At 46.1% G+C, this 20098-nt stretch carries 20 protein-coding genes; 9 read left to right on the forward strand and 11 right to left on the reverse strand.

Annotated elements, in window-relative coordinates; translation table 11 throughout:
* Window positions 1-20 precede the first annotated feature (20 nt).
* Together ICN45_RS09905 and ICN45_RS09910 are read right to left on the reverse strand one after the other, a co-directional pair.
* On the reverse strand, window positions 21-428 hold the full coding sequence (locus ICN45_RS09905) for a putative toxin-antitoxin system toxin component, PIN family (protein WP_216175488.1): 408 nt from the start codon (window positions 426-428) through the stop codon (window positions 21-23).
* 14 nt (window positions 429-442) lie between these two features.
* A complete protein-coding gene (locus ICN45_RS09910; protein WP_216175489.1) occupies window positions 443-991 on the reverse strand; it encodes a YaeQ family protein in 549 nt (182 codons plus the stop codon).
* Window positions 992-1114: 123 nt separating this feature from the next.
* Here ICN45_RS09910 and ICN45_RS09915 point away from each other — a divergent pair, with 123 nt between their 5' ends.
* From ICN45_RS09915 to abc-f, 4 genes are all read left to right on the forward strand, one after another.
* Window positions 1115-2734, forward strand: coding sequence for an NAD(P)/FAD-dependent oxidoreductase (locus tag ICN45_RS09915; protein WP_216175490.1), 1620 nt, complete (start codon window positions 1115-1117; stop codon window positions 2732-2734).
* Between the two features lie 20 nt (window positions 2735-2754).
* Window positions 2755-4170, forward strand: coding sequence for an oxygen-independent coproporphyrinogen III oxidase (gene hemN / locus ICN45_RS09920; RefSeq protein WP_216175491.1), 1416 nt, complete (start codon window positions 2755-2757; stop codon window positions 4168-4170).
* A gap of 189 nt (window positions 4171-4359) precedes the next feature.
* Complete coding sequence (locus ICN45_RS09925) at window positions 4360-5004, forward strand: OmpW/AlkL family protein (protein WP_216175492.1); 645 nt, start codon at window positions 4360-4362, stop codon at window positions 5002-5004.
* Window positions 5005-5107: 103 nt separating this feature from the next.
* The gene (gene abc-f, locus ICN45_RS09930; protein ID WP_216175493.1) at window positions 5108-7048 is read left to right on the forward strand and encodes a ribosomal protection-like ABC-F family protein; all 1941 of its coding nucleotides are present in this window, start codon (window positions 5108-5110) and stop codon (window positions 7046-7048) included.
* Between the two features lie 11 nt (window positions 7049-7059).
* Here abc-f and ICN45_RS09935 read toward each other — a convergent pair whose 3' ends face one another.
* From ICN45_RS09935 to ICN45_RS09960, 6 genes are all read right to left on the reverse strand, one after another.
* Window positions 7060-7377, reverse strand: a complete 318-nt coding sequence (locus ICN45_RS09935) for a chaperone modulator CbpM (protein WP_216175494.1) — start codon at window positions 7375-7377, stop codon at window positions 7060-7062.
* Window positions 7378-7381: 4 nt separating this feature from the next.
* On the reverse strand, window positions 7382-8362 hold the full coding sequence (locus ICN45_RS09940; protein WP_216175495.1) for a DnaJ C-terminal domain-containing protein: 981 nt from the start codon (window positions 8360-8362) through the stop codon (window positions 7382-7384).
* 66 nt (window positions 8363-8428) lie between these two features.
* Window positions 8429-9133 carry a pirin family protein gene (locus ICN45_RS09945; protein ID WP_216175496.1) on the reverse strand — a complete coding sequence of 235 codons (705 nt, stop codon included), beginning with the start codon at window positions 9131-9133 and terminating at the stop codon, window positions 8429-8431.
* Window positions 9134-9196: 63 nt separating this feature from the next.
* Window positions 9197-9655 (reverse strand): phosphate-starvation-inducible protein PsiE, encoded by a 459-nt coding sequence (locus tag ICN45_RS09950; protein ID WP_216175497.1) that lies wholly within the window; start codon window positions 9653-9655, stop codon window positions 9197-9199.
* A 109-nt stretch (window positions 9656-9764) separates the two neighbouring features.
* Entirely contained in the window at window positions 9765-11039 is a 1275-nt protein-coding gene (locus ICN45_RS09955) for an NAD(P)/FAD-dependent oxidoreductase (protein WP_216175498.1), read from the reverse strand.
* Window positions 11040-11053: 14 nt separating this feature from the next.
* On the reverse strand, window positions 11054-11386 hold the full coding sequence (locus ICN45_RS09960; RefSeq protein WP_216175499.1) for a c-type cytochrome: 333 nt from the start codon (window positions 11384-11386) through the stop codon (window positions 11054-11056).
* Window positions 11387-11567: 181 nt separating this feature from the next.
* Here ICN45_RS09960 and ICN45_RS09965 point away from each other — a divergent pair, with 181 nt between their 5' ends.
* From ICN45_RS09965 to ICN45_RS09985, 5 genes are read left to right on the forward strand one after another with little or no spacing between them, the layout of a single operon-like run.
* Window positions 11568-13289 (forward strand): ArnT family glycosyltransferase, encoded by a 1722-nt coding sequence (locus tag ICN45_RS09965; protein WP_216175500.1) that lies wholly within the window; start codon window positions 11568-11570, stop codon window positions 13287-13289.
* Window positions 13286-14545: a sialidase family protein gene (locus ICN45_RS09970; RefSeq protein WP_216175501.1), complete on the forward strand. Its 1260-nt coding sequence runs from the start codon at window positions 13286-13288 to the stop codon at window positions 14543-14545. Before ICN45_RS09965 ends, ICN45_RS09970 begins: the two co-directional genes overlap by 4 nt.
* Complete coding sequence (locus tag ICN45_RS09975) at window positions 14542-15162, forward strand: hypothetical protein (protein WP_216175502.1); 621 nt, start codon at window positions 14542-14544, stop codon at window positions 15160-15162. Before ICN45_RS09970 ends, ICN45_RS09975 begins: the two co-directional genes overlap by 4 nt.
* Before the next feature lie 52 nt (window positions 15163-15214).
* Window positions 15215-16336 (forward strand): DUF3300 domain-containing protein, encoded by a 1122-nt coding sequence (locus ICN45_RS09980; protein ID WP_216175503.1) that lies wholly within the window; start codon window positions 15215-15217, stop codon window positions 16334-16336.
* A 22-nt stretch (window positions 16337-16358) separates the two neighbouring features.
* The gene (locus ICN45_RS09985) at window positions 16359-16733 is read left to right on the forward strand and encodes a Rap1a/Tai family immunity protein (protein WP_216175504.1); all 375 of its coding nucleotides are present in this window, start codon (window positions 16359-16361) and stop codon (window positions 16731-16733) included.
* A 60-nt stretch (window positions 16734-16793) separates the two neighbouring features.
* Here the strand turns inward: ICN45_RS09985 and ICN45_RS09990 are convergent, their stop codons facing one another.
* From ICN45_RS09990 to ICN45_RS10000, 3 genes are all read right to left on the reverse strand, one after another.
* The gene (locus tag ICN45_RS09990) at window positions 16794-17783 is read right to left on the reverse strand and encodes a tripartite tricarboxylate transporter substrate-binding protein (protein ID WP_216175505.1); all 990 of its coding nucleotides are present in this window, start codon (window positions 17781-17783) and stop codon (window positions 16794-16796) included.
* A 69-nt stretch (window positions 17784-17852) separates the two neighbouring features.
* The gene (locus ICN45_RS09995) at window positions 17853-18698 is read right to left on the reverse strand and encodes an HpcH/HpaI aldolase/citrate lyase family protein (protein WP_216175506.1); all 846 of its coding nucleotides are present in this window, start codon (window positions 18696-18698) and stop codon (window positions 17853-17855) included.
* Entirely contained in the window at window positions 18695-20089 is a 1395-nt protein-coding gene (locus ICN45_RS10000) for an MmgE/PrpD family protein (RefSeq protein ID WP_216175507.1), read from the reverse strand. The genes ICN45_RS09995 and ICN45_RS10000 overlap by 4 nt, the downstream gene beginning before the upstream one ends.
* Between the last annotated feature and the right edge of the window lie 9 nt (window positions 20090-20098).

Below are 20098 nucleotides of genomic sequence, written 5' to 3' on the forward strand. Positions count from 1 at the left end.
GGCAATACCTTGCGTAATTCTTAGACTGTGTAGTCAACGGTAATCCGTATTCCTTCTTTGGCCGCCTTATTGGCAAGCTTTAATAGGGCATTGTCTTTACTAATGAGGGTGCAGGGCTTTGCGGTAAAGGCTAGATCCAGGAAGACTTGATCATCAGCATCGTGACATTGCCAGGGGGCAGATAAGAGGTTTTGATCTTCTAATACTCTGGCAAGTAAGCGCCACTCTGCAAGAATTGTTTCTTGAGCGTCCGTCTCTAAAGAAAACAGGGGGCGGGAAATCACGTCAGTAAATTCCTCGAGTGTTTTTGGGCTTGCTAGGGCATCAATTTGGCGGCTAAGTAGTGCTGCTTTTAAATGAATTGCTCTGAAATCGTTAAACACAAATAGATCTAGCAAGACATTAGTATCAAAAACAAAGACTTTCATTTTTTACCAAGGAATTACGCTTGATTGCTACGCCATACTTCAGGTGTAATCGTCACTTGCCCTTGTTCAGAGGAGACGTAAGCTTCACCATCTTGGACGTTGACATGGAGCACCATACTGCGTTCAACTAGTTTATTGAGTTCTGCTGCTTGATCTGCTGGAATTGCAATCACCTGCAGGTTACGCGCACGCGTTAGTTTATTGGCAATCCCATCCCACCAAATTTTGCTTGTATGGCCACCATAGCAATACACAATCACCTGATCTGATCTACCGCAGGCTTTAAGAATACGACGCTCGTCGGGTTGGCCGATTTCAATCCATAACTTGATCGCATCAGTGAGGTCCTTGATCCAAAGATCCGGTTCATCAGTATCACTCAAGCCTTTAGTGAAGACCAAATCTTCGTTGGCTTGTAGGGCAAAAGCAATGATTCGGATCATCATCCGCTCTTCTGTTTCCGAAGGGTGCTTAGCAATAGTGAGGGAGTGGCTGCCGTAGTAGTGGCGGTCAGAGTCTGCGACGTGAAGGTCGGCTTTGTGGATAGTTGCGCGTAGAGCCATGCCGCATTATCGCCTTTATAGCCCTCGGATGATGACTAGCCAGCCCTAAGCAGTATTATTTAAGCTTAGAAGCTCCCCAGAAGAGATGAGGAGGCTTCAAATTACTGTGTATCGTAGAGTCCCATGATCCGTATCACCGAACTGCGTTTACCTATCGACCATGCTCCAGAAGCTTTGGAAGCAGCGATTTTGAAGCGTCTGAAGATACCTCCTCAAGACTTAATCCAGTTTGAGATCTTCAAGCGCAGTTACGATGCCAGAAAAAACGTAGTATTGTCATTTATCTACACAGTAGATCTGTCTGCTAAAAATGAAGAGAGTCTGCTAAAGCAATTTGACGGCGATATCCATATCAGACTATCGCCAGATACGAGCTACCATTTTGTAGCCAAAGCACCTGAGTCGATTGAGGCTGGTAAGGCATTGCGCCCTGTGGTGATCGGGTTTGGTCCTTGTGGAATATTTGCAGCGCTCGTTTTGGCGCAAATGGGCTTTAAACCCATCGTCCTTGAGCGTGGTAAAAAAGTTCGCGAACGTACCCAAGATACGTGGGGCTTATGGCGTAAAAATATTCTGAATCCGGAATCGAATGTGCAATTTGGTGAGGGTGGGGCAGGGACATTTTCAGATGGTAAGTTATATAGCCAAATTAAAGATCCTAAGTTTTACGGTCGCAAAGTCATTCATGAATTTGTAAAAGCGGGTGCCCCCGAGGAAATTGTTTATGTTGCTAAGCCTCATATTGGAACCTTCCGTTTAGTTGGCGTGGTGGAGAAGATGCGGCAAGAGATTATTGATCTCGGTGGTGAAATTCGCTTTAATCAAAAAGTCATTGGCTTTGATATTCAGGAGGAGCAAATTGCTGGTGTCAAGATTGAAGGCCACGATGACTTACCTGCAAGCCATGTCATTCTTGCTCTGGGCCATAGTGCGCGGGATACCTTTGAGGATTTGCATGCTGCTGGCGTATTCATGGAGGCTAAGCCTTTCTCGGTAGGATTTCGTATTGAACATCCTCAGTCACTCATTGATAAAGCGCGTCTTGGTCCGCACGCAGGAAATGAACTGATTGGAGCCGCGGATTACAAATTGGTTCACCACGCCAAGAATGGGCGCTCTGTTTATAGTTTTTGCATGTGCCCTGGTGGTACGGTGGTAGCTGCTGCATCAGAACCCAAGCGCCTTGTCACTAATGGCATGAGTCAGTATTCTCGTAATGAACGTAATGCAAATGCAGGTATTGTCGTGGGCATTACTCCAGAGGATTATCCAGGCGGTCCGCTAGCGGGTATCGAATTTCAGCGCGCGATTGAATCCAAAGCCTTTGAGCTTGGTGGCGGCACTTATGAAGCCCCTGGGCAGTTAGTAGGTGATTTTTTAGAAGGAAAGCCTTCAACCGAGTTCGGCAGTGTGCAACCTTCGTACAAGCCAGGGGTGCACTTAACGGATTTGGCGGAGTGTTTGCCCGCTTATGCAATAGAAGCCATACGTGAGGCCTTACCTGCCTTTGAAAAGCAAATCGAAGGGTTTTCAATGAAGGATGCTGTTTTAACCGGAGTAGAAACCAGAACCTCCTCACCTTTGCGCATTACGAGAGGGGCTAACTTTCAGAGTTTGAACATTAAAGGCCTTTATCCTGCTGGTGAAGGTGCTGGCTATGCTGGTGGAATTTTGTCGGCTGGCGTTGATGGGATTAAAGTAGCCGAAGCACTTGCATTAGATTACCTCTCTTCACAGCCTTGATAACAATTGACGAACCCTTTATGAACTCTGTGGTAACTCCTAGTCCAACAGACGAAAAAGAAGTTTTATTTCATCCTGAATTATTGAAAAAGTTCGATATCAATGGACCCAGATATACCTCTTATCCAAGCGCTGACCGTTTTGATGCAGCGTTTTCAGAAGCTGACTACCTCGGTGCATTAAAACGGGTTGCCAAAGCAAACGAGCCCCTATCCCTCTATTTTCATCTACCGTTTTGCCCTAATATTTGTTATTACTGCGGATGTAACAAGATCATTACAAAAGACCACGGCCGCAGTGCAAAGTACATCAAGTACCTAGCGAAAGAAATGGCAATGGTCACCTCAGCTATGGGGGCGCAGAAAAAGATTCCAATCACTCAGTTGCACTGGGGTGGTGGAACTCCAACCTTTCTGTCTCATGAAGAAATGATTGAGTTGATGCATTTCACACGAGAACATTTTGAGTTATTGCCTGGAGGTGAATACTCTATCGAGATTGATCCGCGGCGCGTGACCGAGAAAGATATTGCGCTCTTGGCAGAATTGGGCTTTAACCGGATTAGTCTTGGTGTTCAAGACTTCAATCTTGCCGTACAAGAGGCAGTTCATCGAGTGCAGACAATTGAAGAGACTCAGGCTGTGATGGACTGGTCAAGAAAATATGGCTTTAAGTCGAGAAGCGTCGATTTGATTTATGGTTTACCGAAGCAAACTCCTGAGACTTTCAAAGAAACGGTTGATGCCGTTTTAACCATGAATCCTGATCGTCTTTCTGTGTACAACTATGCTCACTTACCTCATATCTTTAAGCCGCAGCGACGCATCTTAGAAGCAGATCTCCCGGTTGGAGCTGATAAGTTAGATATTCTCTCCAATACTATTACTCGTTTAGGTGAGGCGGATTATGTCTTCATTGGTATGGATCATTTTGCAAAACCGGATGATGAGTTGGCCATTGCACAAAAAGAAGGAAAGCTACATCGCAATTTCCAAGGCTACTCAACTCAAGCAGAATGCGATCTCTTGGCTTTTGGAATCTCCTCCATCGGCAAGGTAGATGATTGTTACTCGCAAAATATTCGTACCCTAGATGAGTATTACGAAGCTCTAGATCAGGGGCATTTACCAGTGCTCAGAGGTTTGCAATTAAATCCCGATGATTTATTGCGCCGTGAATTAATTGGTGAGTTGATGTGCCAATTTGCCCTCAATACCGAATTATTTGCAAATGCGCATCACATTGATTTTTCTAGCTATTTCAAAGTGGAGCTAGAGGAACTCAAAGATCTCGAGGATGCCGGCTTGTTGGAATGGCAGGGGGTCAATATGCAAGTACCAATCAAGGGCAGACTGCTGGCTAGACGGGTAGCAATGACCTTCGATAGACATCTGAGAGAGTCGCAGGCTAAAGGAACGTATTCTAAGGTTTTGTAGGTAGATTGCAGGATCGGAATGAGGGTTAATCTGAGTCCTTTTGATCTACATCAAGTAAGCAACTAAACACTGTTGCTTTTAAGCAAAAATACAAATTACAAGCGCATTCAATTTGATTTGTATCAAATTGCCCGCTCCTCATCAATTCGAAAATGAACTCATCAAATTGATCATCAAGAGGAAATCATCATGCGTATTAAAACTCTCGTTGCAGCAATGGCTGCAGTAGCATCCCTAGCACCAATCGCCGCACAGGCCCAAGCCGCAGCAGAGAATCCATGGATGGTTCGTGTGCGTGCGGTAGATTTGTTATTTCAGAATGGGCAATCTGGCGGAAATGGATCAGTCCAGTCTCTAAACATCAAGGCACAGAATCAATGGATTCCTGAATTTGATGTTTCTTATTTCTTTACTAAAAATATCGCTGCAGAGTTGGTATTAACCTATCCACAACAAGTAAATATTACCGCTGGATCTGGCAATACTAACGTCGGTAAAATTACTGCGTTACCACCATCCTTATTAGCGCAGTACCACTTTACAGATTTAGGTGCGTTTAAACCTTACGTAGGTCTCGGTGTGAACTACACTATTTTCGGCAATCGTCAAAACTTCCCTGCACTTGGAAATTCTGTAACGGTTAATCAATCTAGTCTTGGTGTAGTTGGACAAATTGGTATGGACTACATGTTTGATAAAAACTGGGGTATGAACCTTGATTTGAAATACGCAACTATGAGTACTGAGGTTAAGACGGTTGCCGGTGGTACCAATTTAGGTACGTTAACCCTGAACCCATGGATGCCAGCAGTGGGTGTGACTTATAAGTTCTAAGAATTCAGTTCTTAGTGCTTGAGATAGGGCCCCTTAGGGGTCTTATTTTTTTGGCTGAGACCTAAAATAGCTCGTCTTTTTCGGAAGTGGTGATAATGTCGCCATGGCTTTAATCGTACTTACTGATGCAAAACTGGCTTTCGGCCACGTTGACCTCCTCGCAAACACGGCTTTTTCACTGGAATCGGGTGAGCGTGTTGGCTTAATTGGCCGCAATGGCACCGGCAAATCTTCTTTATTGAAGATATTGGCCGGCATCGAAAAAATGGATGACGGACTTCTGCAGTATCAACAGGGCTTGCGCATTGCCTATGTTCCTCAAGAACCTATTTTTGATGCTGAGGAAACTATTTTTGAAGCGGTCTCTAAGGGTGTAGCACAGGCTAAGGCTTTGCGTGAAGAATACGAGGCTCTTAGTGTGGGTGAGTGGGATGATGCCTCACACCATCGTTTGGATGAAGTGCAATCGCAGTTAGAGGCCCTCAGTGGTTGGAACTGGGAGCAGCGGGTTTACGAGACATTAGACCGCCTGCATTTAGAAGCAGATCTCAAAATCAGCACTCTCTCTGGCGGAACCAAGAAGCGCGTAGCACTTGCCCGTGCTTTAGTGGAGATGCCGGATGTTTTATTGCTAGACGAGCCAACCAACCACTTGGACTTAGATTCCATCGCTTGGTTAGAGGAGCTCCTTAAGGAATATCAAGGATCAGTCATTCTGGTGACGCATGATCGCGCCTTTTTGGATAATGTATGTACGCAAATCGTCGAGTTAGATCGTGGAATCCTGCGCAGTTATCCCGGTAACTTCACACAATACGAAGTGTTAAAAGAGCAAGAACTGAACTCCGAATCATTAGCCAACGCGAGGGCTGATAAATTATTGGCTCAAGAAGAGGTATGGATTCGTAAAGGGGTTGAAGCGCGCCGTACTCGCAGCGTGGCGCGTATTGCACGCCTAGAAACATTGCGTAATAGTCGAGCTGAGCGCAGGGATGCGATGGGTCAAGTCAAGTTAGCGGTTTCTGCAGGAGATCGCAGCGGCAAGATTGTTGCCGATCTACAGAATGTCAGTAAATCTTACGATAGACCCATTGTTGCTGATTTCACCGCAACGATTTTGCGTGGCGATAAGGTCGGCCTGCTTGGACCGAATGGAGCTGGTAAAACAACCTTACTCAAACTGATTCTTGGCACCATTGCTCCTGACTCCGGAACGGCAACGATGGGTACCCGTATTGAGGTTGCGTATTTTGATCAAATGCGTGAAGGCTTAGATCTCAATGCTTCTCTTGAAGATTACATTAGTCCTGGTAGTGAGTGGATTGAAATTAACGGTAATAAAAAGCACGTCAAGAGCTATTTAAGTGATTTCTTATTCGCCCCAGAGCGCACTAATTCTCCGGTAAGTACCTTGTCTGGTGGTGAGCGTAACCGTTTGCTACTAGCGCGCTTATTTGCGAGACCTGCCAATGTATTGGTATTGGATGAGCCAACGAATGATTTGGATATTGATACCCTAGATTTACTTGAGCAATTACTGCAAGACTATAAAGGGACTGTCTTCTTGGTCAGTCATGATCGTTATTTCTTGGATAACGTGGTTACTAGCATCATTGCCCATGAGGGTGATGGATTCTGGCGTGAGTATGAAGGCGGCTATGAGGATTGGAAGATTCAAAAAGCGCGCTCTGACAAAATTCGTGCGAGCAACTCGGCTACGAAGACTCTAAATAAATCCGAGCTCAAGGTGGAAGCTAAGGTAGTACCCAAGATGGAAGCCAAGGTTGAGACTAAGCCTGCAAGCAAGAGTAGCGTGCAAAAGCTCAATGGTAAAGAGCGTCAAGAGCTAGAGACTTTGCCTTTGCAAATCGAGGAACTAGAGACGGAACAGGCGAAGATTGGGATTGCCATGAGTAACCCAGAGCTCTATAAAAATGAACCTGAGTTGGCTGCTAGTATGCAGGCACGTTTAACTGAGATTACTGGGCAGTTAGATCACAGCTTACAACGCTGGGAGCAGCTCTTAAGCCGCTCCGAGTCATAGCTCAAGCTCACTTAGGCTAAATTCTGGCGCTTTAAAAGGGCACGTAGCTGCGTAATTTCCTCTAAGAGATCCAGTGCTAAGGCGACGCCAGAAACGTTGAGTTCTAGGTCGTGCGTGAGATGAGCAGCAGTTTTGGCTCTTCTGAGAGAGTCACCACCAAAGCGCCAATCTTCAGGTGATGCGCCAGTAGGGCTGAGTACACCCTCGGTCACCCAAGACATGATTAGTTCTTGTGGCGTGCGTGAGGCATGTGAGAGCTCCACAATAGTCATGTGTACTTCATTTTCTACAACGCTACCTTCAATCCAAGTGATATTCGTTTGGGTCATATCATCATCCCTTCAAGTGAGATCTAGGGTTGAAATCAAAAGCCTTCTCAAAATGTTGATAGGCCTCTTTTTCTGAGTCAGTTGCTGCGGGGGGTAATGCAATGGTTGGTACTACATATAAGTCACCAGGCTCTGCACTCGGAATACCTTTACCCTTGAGGCGCATCTTACGGCCTGCAACTGTACCCGCAGGAATCTTCAGTTCTAATGTCGATCCTGCTGGAGTGGGGACATTCACAGTAGTACCTAAAGCAGCCTCCCACGGTGCCAATGGAATATCAATGAAGACATCCTTGCCATCAACGCGATAAATCGGGTTTGGATGAAAATCAATTTCTAAATAGAGATCACCTGCAGGTCCTTTACCTACGCCAGGACTACCTTGGCCTGAGAGACGAAGATTTTGTCCCGCTTTTATTCCTTTCGGAATACTGACATCTAATTTACGTTCTTGTGTGCTAACGTGACCGCCCTCGTCAAGTGTTGGCATATGTAAAGCGATGGTACGTTTAGCACCGTTATAGGCATCCGCAAGATCAATCAAAATTTTGGCATGATGATCTTGACCTTTAAAGTTCATCCCTTGACCTTGCTGCCCACCACGCCCCCCTTGACGCTGTCTGCCTCGACCAAAAAGGGATTCAAAGAATTCGCTCTGATCTCCTTCGAAGCCGCCACCATATCCAGGGTTGCCACCACCAAAGCTACTATCAGAATATTCAAAACCTTCATTCCAATTTGGGGGAGGTGTGAAGTCTTGACCATTTTTCCAGTTGGCACCAAAGCGATCGTAAGCTGCGCGTTTCTCCGTGTCTTTTAAGACCGCATAGGCTTCACCGAGTTGTTTGAATTGGTCTTCGGCACCAGCTTCTTTGTTGACGTCTGGATGATACTTGCGGGCCAACTTGCGGTAGGCCGCCTTAATTTCTGACTCAGTAGCAGAGCGGGCTACACCGAGCGTTTCATAGTAATCCTTAAATTTCATGAGCTTGTTTTAATCCTACTGAATGGCTATCTTGAAATGCAATTATCGTCAATTAACAATAGGTAATTAGGAATGACTCAAGTCAAAAAACAGCACTTCAGCATCAGTAGCACGACTGAAGTTGAGCTGAGATTCATTCTCTATGAGTAAGGCATCACCGCTATTAAGACTTTGCCCATTAACATCAAGCGATCCACGAATGAGATGAACATAGGCTTTCCGCTTGGGGTCGATCTGTACTTGCGCTGTTTGAGAATGATCAAAGAGGCCAGCATAAACTCTAGCATCAGCAGATATTTTTACAGAACCATCTGCACCATCTGGAGACGCTATTAAACGTAACTTGCCTTGCTTCTCGATCAAGGGAATAGTTTTCTGTTCATAGCTGGGTGGAATTTCAAGGACGTTTGGCTCAATCCAAATTTGTAACAAGTGGGTTGTTTGGTCTTTGGCGTGATTAAATTCACTATGGGTAACACCCGTTCCTGCGCTCATCCGTTGCACATCACCTGGTGGTATCCCTTTGACATTGCCCATGCTATCCTGATGCGCCAATTCACCAGAGAGAACATAGCTAATGATTTCCATGTTTCGATGACCATGCTCGCCAAAACCCCTTCCAGCGGCTACTTGATCTTCATTAATTACTCTTAAGTTCCCCCAGCCCATAAACTGAGGGTCTTGGTAACCAGCAAAGGAAAAGGAGTGAAAGCTTTTTAGCCAACCGTGGTCGGCATAACCTCTATCTTGGGATTTTCTAATTTGGATCATGGGGCTTTCTAGGTCTTACGTTGTATTGCATTCATAGAACATCGATGATGCGCTAAGGGGTATCTATTCGTTATCGCCAGACCTACTAGGAAATTTATGAGAGGCATAGCGCACTACTGCATTAGCGAGCGCCAAAATTAAGATAGTTAAGCCCATTAATAGAATAGCCATATCTGCTTCATGTTTAGTATTGACTAAATCAATGATGAGGCGGGTAACTGCGGTAATAGCTACATAAATCAGAAAGCGAACAGGCATGTGATTGGTCTTGAAATAAATACCAACCATGGCACCAATTTCTAAATAGATGAAGAGTAAAAGCAAATCCTCAATCGAAGCTGAGCCTTTATTAACCATTCCCATGAAAGCAACTACAGCAGACCATACTGTTGCAGCACCAATTCCAAATAAAGCAATGCGATGGAAGAGGGAAACAAAGAGGTTGCCAATGGGAACTGTCCACTTTTCAACAATGGCCTCTATCTTAGACGCGTCTTTTGGTGAATTCGGGGTCATATTCATGAAATCTCCATTTTTATAATCTATTTCGCTCAGTATATTTCTCATTTGGACTTAGATAAACAAAAAAAGAGGCCCGTGGACCCCTTTTTTTCGCAAGGGTTGATCTATGTCAACCCAAACTATCGGCCCAGATATTGTGGGCCCAGCCCCAGGCATAAACGCCTTCTAGAGTGGAGGGTGCCGGAGAGACCCCACCAGAGCCCGGAACGGTCTTGAAGGTCTTTTCGGCAGCGTTGTATTGGTGCACGCTGGCAACGTGAACCACTTCACGATCATTGACAAAGCTATAGCAAGTATTTGTTAGTACTGGAGCGGGGTTGACTTCCCAAGCACTCAGTTCAGCAACGATTGCTGCCGCTGCTACTTTAGCGTGTTGATTAGCCATGTGACCGGACTTTGGCATCGCGGGAGCAACCTGGATTGAATCACCCAATACATGAATATCTTTTTGCGCAGTGGATTCAAAGTTCAAGTAATTTACATTGACCCAGCGACCATTGGAATTGGCTAGTCCTGTTTTGAAGGCAATTTCACCGGCACTCATCGCAGGCAACAGATTCAATACATCTGCTTTGATGTCGTCTTGTACCTCAAATTTAATCGTCTTGGTTTTGGCGTCAACCGCAGTGACATTATATTTTGGCAAATACTCAATGATGCCGGGATATTGCTCAGCCCATACTTTTTTGAACAAAGCTCCTTTTGAAGTGACGTCTTGGTTGGCATCCAAAATTAATACCTTAGATTTCGGTTTGTTCTGTTTCAAGTAATTAGCCACTTGGCAAGCGCGCTCATAAGGACCGGGAGGGCAGCGGTAAGGCGCTTCGGGGATACTAATGGCAAACGTACCGCCATCGCGCATGGCGGCTAATTGCTTATGAAGGGCAACCGTCTCGGCTCCCGCCTTCCAGGCTTGCAAAGTAACACCAGCTTGATTTGCTTGCGCTAACCCTTCAATGCTATTCATCATCAAGGTAACGCCAGGAGAAACAATGGCCTTGTCATAGCGCAGTGTTTTTCCGGATGCTAGCTTGACCGTTTTTTTGTCTGCATCGATGCTGGTAACGCTATCCTGGATCATTTTGATGCCATGACGTTTGCTGAGGTTGTCATAAGGAGTTGTGAGCTCAGCAAGCGTGCGAGATCCACCCACTACTAAATTAGAGAGTGGGCAAGATACAAAAGAAGCATTTGGTTCAATGAGCGTTACCTTTGCAGTGTTGTTTGAGAATAGGCGGAGATATTTAGCGGCTGTAGCACCGCCATACCCACCACCAATCACGAGGATTTCTGCTTTTTGTAAATTAGCACGCGCCTGTCCAGAAAAGCCAGCGAGTAAACCAAGCGCTGCTGCGCTTTGACCAATAAAATGTCGACGATCCATGATGGGCTTCCTTATTATTTCTTGCCAAGTTGATTGGCGATGGTTTCAAGTTGCTCGTCAGAATAGCCTTTGGCTAATTGCGGCATGATAGTGCCTTCGCGGGCACCTGATTTATATGCTTTTAGTTGGGTCAGCATTTGCTCGCTAGTGAGGTTATTGATCAAAGGCATTCCGCCGTCAAGTACTCCTTTACCATCCGTGCCGTGACAGTTAGCACAAGTGGCTGCTAAGCCCCGTTTATATAAATTGCTAGCATCGGCATTTTGCGCAAGAGCGATGCTACCTCCATGACCTAAGCCAAGGTAAATCGATACTAAGATTGCGGGTTTTAGAAACTTTGCTCGCATGTGGTCTATCTCCATTCAGATTGAATCTGGGTAATCTTTACGTGTTTATCTTATGAGTATCTTAATCAAGAAGTTCCCTAAAGCGGAGATTTGCCTCAGATTCATTTTTCATAAGCTCATTCTCAAATGGGTATGAGTACAGTTTTCTTCGACTATCTTGCAAGCCCTATAAAATAGAGCTATGCGAAGCTCATTTTCTTACCGTTCAGCACTCTTAATCCTACTTTTAGGTGTATTTACCTATCTCTATGGCTTAGATAGTCGCTTTGCACCAAAAAATGGGGATGAGTATCCCTATATGCATATTGTTCGCATGACGGCTGAAGCAGGAAATTGGCTGCCACTTCAGTCTGAAATGGACGGGATTAAAAACACCAAGCCACCCCTCATTTTTTGGCAGGGTCTTGCTAGTACGCATTGGGCAAGCGAATGGTCTCTGATCAATTTACGTTGGCCCAGCATTTTGTATACCGGCCTCACAGCATTTTTCTTATTTTTAGCAGTGCGCCGATTTAGCGGAAAAGCACAAACTGGTCTTTTGGCAGGACTAGTGTGGCTTTCTTTCTTCGCAACTTACCGTTATGGCCGGCCATTTTTAACAGACCCGCCAGAAGTTTTCTGGCTTAGCCTCCCATTCCTTGCGATCCTCTATTGGGGCAAGTGTGCCTTTGAGTCTAAATTCTTGTTTCCCGTATTTGCCGGGATTTGTTTTGGTCTGGCTTTATTTGCTAAATCTTTTGCGTATATTGTCCCTGCCTCATTTGCACTAGGTCTGTATTACTGGCGTTGGCGGGAGTGGAGTATTCCCAAAGCACTAGTGCATGATCTCTATAAGGTATTGCTAGTTGCCGTTCTCGCGATTGGAGTATTTGCCTTATGGTTTGCCTTAGATCCTTACCCAGAAGCGGTATGGAGGGAATTTGTTCTGGGCGAAAACGCAGGAAAATTTACGGCACGAAATTCAAATTACTTATTGGATGCAATTCGGGGTGGCGATAGTATTGGGCTGCTGCTCATCACGACATTAGCTAATGCTGGCTTATTCACTTTTGTCTTGCTGTCCACTTTAATTCAGTGCTGGCGTGAGCGTCGCTTCCTTAATATAGAAGAATCCCTGCTCTTATTACTGGTTGCGGCATTCTTCATGGTGTTTAGTTTTCCTAGTCAACGCTCTGGCCGATATTTATTGCCAGTGATGCCAGCGTTTGCGGCATTGATTGCCTTGCATTGGGACCGCTTGCCTTTATGGGGTTTTCGGGTCGCTTTGCTTTTACAGTTCTTCGTGCTTGCCGTATTACTCTGGATTGCCGCGAACTTACAACTCTCTGGCTTTATGGGTGAGAAAGCTTCATGGGCCTATTCTTACTGGCATTGGATTGGGATGGCAGCTAGCTTGGCGATTGTCTTAGTGGGCTTAATCCGGCGAAATCACACCAAGACTTTGGCCCTAGCAGCATGCTTTCTGAGCTATTGCGCATTAACGAGTAGTCTTGCTCCGCTAGAGGGTCAACTAGGGCGCTATTCAGAGGCAACTATTGCTCAGATGCAGGGTAAGGATGTATGGATACCCTGTGACTATCGGGCAAAGGACGAAGAGTATCGCTTGTTGTTACCAGGGGCAAAACTTCATGGCTATTTAGCTAAAGACGCTGGTAATGTTTCAGGTCTCACTAGTACCTATTCTTTAGTGGCAGTGCACACGCCGCTGGGCTCAACTCCTGCCTTGTGTGACTCTTGTCAAATAGTGGGGCAGAGACTAGAAATGAGGGCCCGACACTCAGATGAAGAAATACAAGAAATGCTCAGAGGTCAAATCGGAAGATATTTGTTCGTGCATGAGTATCTGATTGCCACTCCCGTATCTAACCCAGAAATGTTGAATGTGAAGGATGTTTGTAGATGAGCCGTGTCATTGCCCTCTGTTTTTTATTACTCGCTGCAGTGATTGGCTTTTTGCATCTCGATAGTCGTCCCGCTTGGGCACCTTTTGCACCTATTGCAATCAGCGATCCTGCACCAGTTGCAGAAGAAATGGAACCGCAGCCCTTAAGCAAGTCTAAGATTGCCAACGTTCCGAGTAAACCCAGTATCCCTAACCCCATAGCGACTTGGTTGCCAGATACCGGCGCTGCCTCAGTCCATGCCGCATCCTTGATTGCCTTAAAGGATGGCGCAGTTCGCGCCTTCTGGTTTGCTGGCAGTCGGGAAGGGGCTGCAGACGTCTCTATTTACAGTGCCGTCTTTGATCCTCAGGCTTCTAGTTGGAGCGCACCTACGGTAGTAATTGATCGCGTGAGTGCTGAAACGGGTTTATCGCGCTATATCGCCAAACTCGGTAATCCCGTCCCTAGCAGAATGGCAGATGGTCGTCTGCAATTATTCTTTGTCACCGTTTCAATTGGCGGATGGGCTGGTAGCTCGATCTCCAGCATCATGTCGGATGACGAGGGCTTAACTTGGAATAAGCCACAGCGACTCATCACCTCACCTTTGATTAATCTCAGCACTTTAGTTAAATCCCCCGCAGTGCAATTGAGTGATGGACGTCTAGGTCTGCCTGCCTATCACGAGTGGATAGGACGCTTTGGTGAGTTCTTAAGAATCGATGCTGGTCAAGTGATTGATAAGCGACGGATGAGTTCAGGTCGAAGCGCTATTCAACCCCTGGTGTTTGTCAATACTCCGCAGGAAGGAATTGCATTCTTTCGACAAACCAGAAGTTCTGGTCAGGCAAAGCAAGTGCCAGTGAGTCAAACGCAAAATGCAGGACAGTCTTGGCAGCTAGCGCCAGACTTACCGATCGCTAACCCGAATTCTGCGGTTGCTGGCTTACAGTTAAATAATGGTGTGCGTATTTTGGTGCTGAACAATATTGAAACAGGGCGTTATCGTTTGACTTTATTAATGAGCGACACCAAATCAAATCAATGGCAAGTCGTAGAGGTCTTGGAAGATGATGAAGCTTTGCCAGATTCGAATCGTAAAGAGTTTTCTTATCCCTACCTTATGAGTGCGGATGGCAGTGATGCTCATTTAGTCTACACATGGGATCGCAAAAAGATTCGCCATCGTTACTTCTCGGGGGCGTGGTTAAAGCGGGCAAATAATCAACTGCAAACAGTTGAAACAGACCCCGTTACAAAGGAGGTACAGCAATGAATAGCCTGATGCAAACCATTGCCTTAATAGAGCTCTCAATTACTTCTGCAGTAGTACTGGTATTGATCTTGCAAAAGTTCTCTCAACAAGAATTTCCTGTTATCGCAAAAATATGCCTCATCCTATTACTAGGAAATCTCTTTTTTTGGCCCCTGGGTTTAGGTATGGAGCTACCGCTTGCTGCCTATGTGCGTGGCGTGACCGGTGATCTGAGTATTGTCTTGACGCTCTTGCTCTGGAGTTCTTTACTCCCCTCAAGTAAGACGACGCCAAGCATATTTAAGCTTGCCATTGCCATGATTGCTTTAGGCTTTTATCCCTTTGCTCTGGGTCTTGGCATGGTAGATCCCTATGCTTGGGGTTACGGCTCTATCGCATTCTTGATCGCGGTCCTGCTCTTTGCTTTAGTGTGTGGCTTGGCTAACTGGGCCACGGGTGTTTGGATCATTGCGATTGCAATCATCGCCTGGGCTGCCCATTGGCATGAGTCTGCCAATCTTTGGGATTATCTACTCGACCCATTCTTAGCCATATGGATGTTGTTTGCTTTCTTTGGCACGCTGAATAAAAGACGCAAAGCGAAGGCGCGTTCTGGGTATTTATTTAGACCAGGATAAATTGTTTGTAAGATCAACGTAAGCATCATTAGTTCAATACTTTGGAGTTTGTATGAGAATGATCCCCCAACAATCCTTATTACGCCCACTGTCAGCTATTGTTATCTCATTAGGCCTTATTAGCTTTGGAGGTTGCTCTAGTAATGCGGATCCCTATTCACAGAATCCAGCTTATTCAAGTACGCCACAGACTTTATCGAATGCGCAGCTAGAGTCATTAGTTTCTCCGATTGCTTTATACCCAGATTCATTGCTTTCTCTGATGCTGTTGGCTTCCACATATCCATTAGAGGTCGCCGAGGCTTATAACTGGCGTACTAGTAACTCAAGCCTGCAAGGTGATGCATTACAAAGCGCTTTAAAGACCCAGTCATGGAATGACAGCATAAAGTCACTAATGTCATTTCCACAGGCTTTTAATATGATGGGTAATCAGTTGCAGTGGGTGCAGAATTTGGGCAATGCTTACAAACTACAGCCTACCCAAACAATGCAGGCAGTACAGTCTTTGAGAAAGCGTGCTATGCAGTCTGGCGCCCTGAAAACTAACCAGCAAATGACTGTGACCACTGATGCCAGTGGAAATATTTTGATCTTGCCAGCCAATACTCAAATTGTGTATGTACCAACTTATAACCCCACGATGGTTTATGGGGCATGGCCTTATCCTGACTATCCCCCATATCCTGTCTACAACCCTGCATGGGGTGCGATGGCTTTCGGTGTTGGACTAGCAGTAGGGGATGCATTTTGGGCGACGCCAGCCTGGTCAACTGGCACAATTAATGTGAATAACAATGTCAGCCCATCCGGTCGATCGACTCGAGGTTTGATTGGGCCAAGCAGTATTCAGAATCAACAGCGCTTACTCAATGATTGGAAAAATAATGCCACGCCACAAGATAAGCAAGCAGCGAGATCAGATGCGCAGCGTGCCAACAATGCTTTTGACAAAAACGCTTCATCACAAGAGCGTGCGCAAGCAGATCGCTTAAACCAAGAGGGGCGTAATGATTATCAACAGGATAGATCCAATCCCAATGCTTATCGTGAAGCTGCCCAAGAAAACGCTATGAGAGATCAGGCGCGCTCTGATGCCCGCAATGATCCATTTGGCGGAGGCGGTAATCGTGGCGGCTTTGGTGGTGGCCATATGGGCGGATTTAGACGTTGATCGTTATTGAAGGACTGAAATTATGAATAAGTTAAAAACCAGATTGCTATTTTTAGCCTTGCTGACTCTATTGTTTGGCACTCAGTATGTAGCAGCCCAAACGGTAATTCCGGCGAATGATGCTTCTACGGCTGCCATGGTGGAGTTATGCAAAAACACCAATGACATAGACGCGCAAAACTTTTGCTTTGGGTTTGGTGAGGGCGTCTATCAGGCATACCTAGTCAATCGCCCAAATAACGCAAAGCAAGCGGTTTGTTTCCCACAGCAGGCTGGTTCCCGAGTCATGGTTTTGGAGGATTTTTTGAGATGGAATCAAGTAAATCCGCAATATAACCGAGAGCGCGCATCCAAAACACTTATACGTTTCTTTACGCAGGTCTACCCTTGCAAGTAATTTAGCGAGTCCCATGAGAAAAGCCAGCAATTGCTGGCTTTTTCTTTATGGCGACTAATCTTAGTCCGGAATATTTGCCTTGCGAATGACGGGACCCCAAACGTTGATTTCTGCTTCGAGGTGTGACTTAAGACCAGCAGGGGTCATCTTCTCTGGTGAAACAATATCAATGTTGGCATCTTCCAAGCGTTTTTTAACATCCGGTGTATTAAGAGCTTTTTTCAAGGCAGCATTCAACTTATCCAAGATAGGTTTTGGAACACCTTTTGGTGTATACATGCCATGCCACACTTTGACTTCAAAGCCTTTGAGACCTTGTTCGTTTAGGGTTGGCACATTCGGAATAGCGGGCAAACGCTTCAAAGTGGTTGTGCCATAAGCCTTAACGCGACCATCTTTGATGTAAGGAATGGTTTGTGTAGTTTGATCGCAAAGCAGATCTACTTGACCACCCAATAGGTCGGTAAGGGCAGGGCCAGTACCTTTGTAAGGAACATTGGTTAGCTTCACACCCATGCGGCTCTGAAACAATAATCCGCAAAGTTGTGACACTGCTCCTGGACCCGCATTCGCCATAGTGACTTTAGAACCATTGGCCTTGATATAGGCCTCTAATTCTTTAAAGTTGTTTGCTGGTAAATCTTTTTTACCTAAGAGCACCATGGGGACATCAGCAACTTGACCGATGTAATCAAAGCTTGTCATAGGGTCATAAGGGAGCTTGTCATACAGTGCATTCGCAGTAGCCATACCCATGTGATGCAAATAAATAGTGTAACCATCAGGCGCTGCACGAGCTACTTTAGTGCTGGCGATGGTGCCCCCTGCGCCATTCACGTTTTCAACCACCACTGTTTGACCCAAAGCCTGCCCCATTGGTACCGCAATCAAGCGAGCAACAGTATCAGTTGGTCCACCAGCAGCAAAAGGAACGATCAATGTGATGTTTTTAGTCGGCCAGTCAGCTTGCGCAAAGGCGTTAGCACTAAAAAACGCGCCAGCAGTGAGCGCTGCCACGATTCCTGAGAATAGTAGTTTCTGAATCTTCATGTTGATCTCCATCTGGTTCTTTTATGAACTAATTTTGCCACTTCTATCACTTTTTTGGTGTGGAGTGACCTAGTGTTTACCAGCAAGTGCAATGGTTCTTTGGGCAAGTAGTACGACGGGGCGGTCAATCATGCGGCCATCTAGCTTAATGGCAGCCCCTTTTGATGCTTGATCTGCCTCAATTACCCGCTGAGCCCATGCCACTTCTTCTTCCGTGGGCATAAAAGCATTTTGCACAATCAGCACTTGCTTAGGATGAATGCATAACTTGCCTCCAAAGCCTAAACGTTTTGCGCGCTCCGCATCATCGCTAATACGTTGAGCATCATCAGTGGAGGGCGTAACCCCATCAATAGGAGGGGCAATCTGCGCCACACGCGAGGCTAAGACGATTTGATAACGCGCAGTATGTAACTGGGTTTCTTGTAGATCGCAAACCATACCAAGATCGGCTTGCAAATCTAGGTTACCTAAAGCCAGTCGAATGACTTGATTCGAGTTGGCAATTTCGCGCAGACGATCGAGACCAATGGCGGTTTCAATCATCGGAATGATGGCGGTGTTCGGCAGAATTAAAGCGGCACCATTGATTTGATCTTGGGATTCGCTCTTCGGAATCAGGAGGCAACCCACATCGAGTTCTTGTGCGAGGATTAAATCAGCTGAGTAAAACGGCGTGCCAGGTGCATTAGTACGAATCACCAAACGTTTCTTTTGCTCAGCATTAAAAGTGGGCCAAGCAGTTCTAATTGCATCGCGAGCAGATTTTTTATCTTCCTCTGGAACGGCATCCTCGAGATCGATGATTACCCCTGCGGCACCACTATCGAGGGCTTTGATAAAACGCTCAGGACGTGTGCCTGGAACAAACAAAAAGTTACTGCAAAAACCTAAGGGTATCTCTAATGGATTCATAAATGGCTATTGAACTCATTGCTGGGAAGTAGAGGACCTATCTTGGCCTGTTTACGGATATTCCACAAGAAATCAATGGCCTTGGTCATTTCGGCTGGACTTGCGCCCCCACTAAAAGCAGCTAAGCGCAGTGCTTTATCCGTAATCTCAGCACGACTTAAAGTGTTTCCAGGATCACCTTTGGGTTCATCCACGCGACCTTCCAGAATTTGCCCATGATTTAAATGCACTTTCACTTTACCGATCCAGCGTTGTGGATACGCAGCATCGACTTCAGGATCCAAAGTCATCGTGACACGATCGCGGAATAAACAAATCGCCTCATCATGAAAATGCTGATCGAATTCTTGTAGGCCAGCAAATTGATAGTGGGCAACAAGGGCAAGTACGGTACCCATGGAGAACTTCGATTGATGAACGGTTGCGGGATCTGTCACGGGACCCAAAACATCAATCGCACCTTGATGAACCAGCGTTTCCACTTTAGCGATGTCACTCGGCTTCAGTGTGTTTGCCAGCATCACTTGCAATAGTGCATCTGCAGCAGGGTGAGTATGGCGGCATGAGGCATGGTATTTAAAGCTGGTCTCGGCTAAAGCCCAGCGACTTCCTAAGCGATCAACTAATTTACTGGGATCTGCATCGCTAGTCATCCCTGCAGCTAAGCCTTGCTTGCCTTCTAAAATATGTTCGGCGCCAGTAAAGCCGGCTTGCGCAATATAGGCTGACATGAGACCGGTGGCTGCTGCGTGAGCAGTATGGAGTTGCTTAGAGTCTGCAGCATCGCGAAGGAATTCCCAAAGGCCAGCAGATTGGGTTCCAGCCGAACCAAAAGCATGCAGCATTTGTTCGGGATTGAGTTTAAGAAGTCGTCCAACAGCCGCTGCAGCTGCAAGCGTTCCTGCCGTACCAGTCGTATGAAACACCTTGTAATGGGAACGACCTAAAAATTCTCCAACGCGGATACCTACTTCATAACCCGCCACTGACGCAACCAGAAAATCTTCACCAGAGGCACCAATGGCTTGAGCACAAGCGAGCGCCGGTGGGAAGACCACCGTAGCCGGATGAAAGACGGAGCCATTGTGAACATCATCTTGTTCTGCCACATGAGAAGCAGCTGCATTAGCCATTGCTGCTAAAAAAGGACTTGAGCTATTGCGCGAGATGAGGATTTCAGAGGAACCAGGATGAGCGCTATCGAAGCCACCCATATTCTGCGCAAATTGGGTAATCGTTTCAACGGGACGAGAGCCTTTGCCGGCCACTGCTGAGCCAAACCAATCGACCAATAAATCTTCGGCGCGATTGATGACATCACTGGGGATATCGCTCATTTGTAGTTTGGCGGCAAAGCTAGCCAGTTCACGAGATAAGTGTTCAGTCGTCATAGTTCAATT

The organism is Polynucleobacter alcilacus (genome assembly GCF_018881545.1).
Classification (GTDB): domain Bacteria; phylum Pseudomonadota; class Gammaproteobacteria; order Burkholderiales; family Burkholderiaceae; genus Polynucleobacter; species Polynucleobacter alcilacus.